3 protein-coding genes and 2 pseudogenes (1 of these 5 running past the window's edge) are annotated in these 3,919 nt (G+C 63.9%); all 5 read right to left on the bottom strand.

Features of this window, described 5'->3' with window-relative positions:
* Nucleotides 1-477 (bottom strand): annotated as a pseudogene (locus A2X88_03920) (hypothetical protein) (it extends 714 nt beyond the left edge of the window).
* Between the two features lie 133 nt (nucleotides 478-610).
* Nucleotides 611-1,396, bottom strand: coding sequence for a hypothetical protein (locus A2X88_03925; protein OGP34892.1), 786 nt, complete (start codon nucleotides 1,394-1,396; stop codon nucleotides 611-613).
* A 19-nt stretch (nucleotides 1,397-1,415) separates the two neighbouring features.
* On the bottom strand, nucleotides 1,416-2,693 hold the full coding sequence (locus A2X88_03930; GenBank protein OGP34893.1) for a hypothetical protein: 1,278 nt from the start codon (nucleotides 2,691-2,693) through the stop codon (nucleotides 1,416-1,418).
* A 135-nt stretch (nucleotides 2,694-2,828) separates the two neighbouring features.
* Nucleotides 2,829-3,623, bottom strand: coding sequence for an ABC transporter ATP-binding protein (locus A2X88_03935; protein ID OGP34894.1), 795 nt, complete (start codon nucleotides 3,621-3,623; stop codon nucleotides 2,829-2,831).
* Between the two features lie 82 nt (nucleotides 3,624-3,705).
* A pseudogene (locus A2X88_03940) lies at nucleotides 3,706-3,919 on the bottom strand (hypothetical protein).

A 3,919-nucleotide genomic window follows, 5' to 3' on the forward strand; every position in this document is an offset into this window, starting at 1 on the left:
CCCGGCCAGAAGGTCGGAGAGGCTCCTCCCGCATCCGCGCATCGCCTCGATCTCGGAAGGTCCCTTGACCGACCGGATCTCCCGGACGGCTTCCGAAAGATCCACCGCCCGCGCTTTCGGGAACAGCTCCGCGAACCTGCGGAAGGTGTTCACCGGCATCACGTCGAGCTCGAATCCGACCGACCCGAAGGAAACGCCCTTCTTTTCGAACCAGGCCGGGATCTCTTTGGGGCTGCGGATCGCCACGATCCGCTCGAGGGGCGACTCCGACCGGGCCCGCTCGAAAACCCTCCGGACGAAGTAGACGGGGTCCCCGTCCGCCGGGACGACGAGCACCCCCTGCTGGATCGACCCGGTGAAATAGAAGAGATCCGCGTTCTGAACGAGAAAGGCCGCTTCCACCCCGTCCCGGACGAGCCGTTCCCGCAGCGCGGCGATCCGCGTACCGATCTCCTCGACCGGCGTCAGCCTGTACATGGGCCTCCCCCAAGAACAGGGACGTTCCTGAGAACTCGGGCTTTCCCGCAACGTTTCATGGTGTATTGAGTATAAGGGGATCTCAAATGAATGGAAAGCCTGGAAGCCCGAAATGGGGAACCGCCGGCAGGGCCTATTCTTTCTCCCGTTCCTTTCGCCAGAGGGCTTCGAGCTCCTGGTAGTTTTTCGGATATTCGGCCTGGAAGCGCAGGTAGATCGGGACCGGGTACCGGATCCCGCCGGCGTGCGTCCCCTCCAGCCCCTCGACCACCTCGGTCCCCATCGCGAAGGGGAAGGTGAAGGCCATCTCGTCGTCGGCGGTCATCCCGAAAATCCGGTCGCCGTAGCAGGGAAGGATCACCTGGGGCTCCCGGGACTTCTTCCCCCGGATCACGATGTCGGAGCAGTCGCCCCGGCCGGAGAACTCGCCGGTGAGGCTCCCTCCCTTCTTGTAGAGGCAGGCATTCAGCAGCCGGAGCACCTGGGCCGAGTTCCCGTATACTAAAATGGTGTCGGGGACGAAGTTCACCCGTCCGAGCGGTCCGGCCACCACGTAGGCATATTCCCCGACATCGAACTTCGCCAGCGCGTCCTCGAATTTCGCCCCCGCCTCCCTGCAGGAGGCGTACATCCCGTCCGCCAGCCCCCCCGAGCTGTAGTACTCGTTCCGCTCCTCGAAACCGAAGACCGCCTTCGCGATCGGGCAGGAGATGTCCTCTTTCCCGACGGCCATCGTCCACCCGTATCGTCTCGCAATGGAAATCGCCTGGCAGATCGCGACTTTGACCCCAAGATGCTTCGACGGGACTTTCACTTTTTCCGGAAGCGGCTCCCCCGGACTGTACGACCGTATCCCCAGGGGGAAGGTGTGCACCCGCAGGTGTTGCTCCAGATGTCCGGCCAGGGTCTTGGCGTCCATGGACAGGCCTCCCCGCCCTTTAGTCCCACTTCCTGTTGTCGACGATCTTCTTCTCCTTCTGCGCCAGCTCACCCTCGGGGACGAAGACGACCTCCCCCTGGAGGCGGGTCACCTCGCGCGCGGCTCCCGCGATCCGGGCCGCCAAGTCATCTGAAGGCGTCGCCCCTCCCGGGAGCGCCGCCTGGATCGTCAACCGGTCTTCATGCCCGGTCCGCGTGATGACGAACCGGAGGAGAACCCCCTCCCCCGCCTTCTTCTCGACCTGGACCACCTGTTCCGGGTGGACGAACATCCCCTTGACCTTGGTGACCTGGTCCACACGGCCGACGATTCGGAGCAGGCGCGCGGAGGTCCGGCCGCAAGGGCAGGGCTCGTTCGAAAAGATCGAGAGGTCCCCCGTGGCGAACCGCAGGAGCGGGTAGGTGGAGTTGGGCAGGGTCACCACGACCTCCCCGATCTCCCCCGGTCCGACGACCTTCCCGGAGGCCGGGTCGACCAGCTCCAACAGGATCTCGTCGGGGATGTGCATCCCCTTCGCCTCGAAGCACTCGTACCCCAGCGACCCGACGTCGGCGGTTCCGTAGCATTGCCGGACCTGGATCCCGAACTCGTCCCTGAAGCGGGTCCGCAGCGATTCCGGCAGCATCTCGGCGGCGACCAGCGCCACCTGGAGGGCAAGCCCGTCCCCCGGCGTGACCCCCATCTCCCCCGCCTTCTCCAGAATCGTCATGAGGAACGAGGGGGTCCCGACATACCCGTTTACACCGAGGTCGCGCATCACCTGCACCTGCATCTCCGTGTTCCCGACGCCTGCCGGGATCACCGTGCAACCGATCCGCAGCAGCCCGTCGTCGAACATCATCCCCCCGGGAGAGAAGTGGTACATGAAAGTGTTCTGCACGATGTCGCCGGGCCGAAAGCCCGCCGCGATGAAGGCCTTCTCCCACCTCCAGTGGGATCCCTCCCTCCCCTCCGGATCGTAGGTCGGTCCCGGGGAGACATAGATCCGCTTCATCTCGCGTGGGGGGATGGCGGCCAGACCGCCGAACGGCATCTCCGCCTTCTGGAGGTTCTTCAGGTCCCCCTTCCGGGTCAGCGGGATCTTCGCCAGGTCCTCGATGTCCTGAACATCGGCGGGCTTGACCCCCGCCTCGTCCATCTTCCTGCGGGCGGCCGGGGCGTTCTCGTAGGCATGCCGGACCGTCTCGCGGAGGATCGTCCTCCGGAACGCTTCGCGCTCCTTCGGAGCCATCGTCTCCTGGGATTCGTCGAAATATCCTTTCGTCCGGTCGATCATGACCCCTCCACCCCTCAGAACCGGGACGTTCCTAAGAACTCGAAAGAAATCATTTATCCTCCAAAATGATCAGGCCCACCGGATTCTGAGGAACGTCCCAGTTCTACATCCCAGTTCTAAGGAACGTCCCGGTTCTTAGGATAGCCAGCGCTTGCGCCGTTTGTAATGCTTGATGTCCTTGTAGGATTTCCGGGTGCCGACATCGGTCATCCCCAGGTAGAACTCCTTGACATCCTCGTTGCTGGCGAGCTTCTCGGTCTCGCCGTCGAGGACGACCTTCCCGTTCTCCATGATGTACCCGTAGGTGGAGATGGAGAGGGCCACCCGGGCATTCTGCTCGACGAGGAGGATCGTGGTTTTCTCCTTGTCATTGATATCCTTGATGATCCCGAAGATCTCCCGGACCAGGAGCGGCGACAGGCCGAGAGACGGCTCGTCGAGCAGCATCAGCTTGGGCCGGGCCATCAGGGCCCGACCGATGGCGAGCATCTGCTGCTCCCCTCCGGAAAGGTAGCCGGCCAGCTGTTTCCTGCGCTCCTTCAGCTGCGGGAAATAGCCGTAGACCCGGTCGTAATCCCCCTTCACGTTCCTGGTGTCCTTCCGGGTGTGGGCGCCGCACCGGAGGTTCTCCTCGACGGTCAGATCCTCGAAGACCCTGCGCCCCTCCATCACCTGGAAGACCCCCCGCCGCACGATCTCCTCCGCGTCCCTCCCGTTGATCTTCACCCCCTCGAACAGGATCTCCCCGTCGGTCACCTCCCCCTCCTCGGATTTCAGCAGCCCCGAGATCGCCTTCAGGGTGGTGGACTTCCCGGCCCCGTTCGCGCCCAGGAGCGCCACGATCTGCCCCTGGGGAACCACCAGGGAGAGCCCTTTCAGGACGAGGATGACGTCCGAGTAGATCACCTCGATGTTGTTCACCTGGAGCATGCGAACCATTCCTCGCTGGTTGGGAGACGGGGCGGGGCGGCTTGCCCCCGCCCCGTCTTCGTCGTTGCCTGCCTTTGCCCCCTTAGTACCCGAGCCACTCCTTCTTGCGGGGCAGTTCGATGGTGGCCTTCTGGACCATCTTCCCCCCCTGGTATTCGTAGATCTTCGCCGACATGTTCGGACGATGGTCGCCAGAGGCGAATGTGAGCTTCGAGGTCAGCCCCCCCGTGTCGAAATCCTTGAACGTCTCGAGCGCCGCCTTCACGCCCGGGCCGGTCAATTCGCCCTTCTTGTCC

It is taken from the genome of Deltaproteobacteria bacterium GWC2_65_14 (assembly GCA_001797615.1).
Taxonomy (GTDB): Bacteria; Desulfobacterota; Deferrimicrobia; order Deferrimicrobiales; family Deferrimicrobiaceae; genus GWC2-65-14.

What these genes read in the sequence shown, in the direction of transcription:
- A2X88_03930 (OGP34893.1), bottom strand. Translation starts at nt 2,693, where the DNA reads ATGATCGACCGGACGAAAGGATATTTCGACGAATCCCAGGAGACGATG.
- A2X88_03925 (OGP34892.1), bottom strand. Translation starts at nt 1,396, where the DNA reads ATGGACGCCAAGACCCTGGCCGGACATCTGGAGCAACACCTGCGGGTG.
- A2X88_03935 (OGP34894.1), bottom strand. Translation starts at nt 3,623, where the DNA reads ATGCTCCAGGTGAACAACATCGAGGTGATCTACTCGGACGTCATCCTC.